Annotated in this window: 1 protein-coding gene; it reads right to left on the reverse strand. The window is 68.6% G+C overall.

Annotation, left to right across the window (positions count from 1 at the left end; translation table 11 throughout):
• Nucleotides 1-388 (reverse strand): glycoside hydrolase family 2 TIM barrel-domain containing protein (locus CCN51_RS57520; RefSeq protein ID WP_245881645.1); only part of this gene is annotated, 388 nt, incomplete at both ends.

A 388-nucleotide genomic window follows, 5' to 3' on the forward strand; every position in this document is an offset into this window, starting at 1 on the left:
CGTCGGCAAGGAGGTCGTCGAGGACCACCTCATGGGTCGTGCGGGCCGGAACCGGTGGCAGGTCCAGGATGCCGTCCGCCAGCGGGACCTCGTCGGCTGCCAGGCGCCAGTCGAAGGCGAGGACGGAGGTGTCGAGGAAGTCGAAGCCGTTGCGGATCCGCAGAGTCAGCCGGTTCGGTGTGTGCTCCAGCTGCATGCCTACGGGGGCGATGACGGCCTTGTACTCGACGAGGCCGGGTGAGGGCGTGCGGTCGGGGAAGACCAGCCCGTCGGCGATGAAGTTGCCGTCGTGGACCGTCTCACCGAAGTCGCCACCATAGGCGTAGAAGGGCCGGCCGGCGTCCGGCCCCTCGGTGGTCTTCTGGAGGATGCCGTGGTCGATCCACTC

It is taken from the genome of Streptomyces milbemycinicus (assembly GCF_002154605.1).
Taxonomy (GTDB): Bacteria; Actinomycetota; Actinomycetes; order Streptomycetales; family Streptomycetaceae; genus Streptomyces; species Streptomyces milbemycinicus.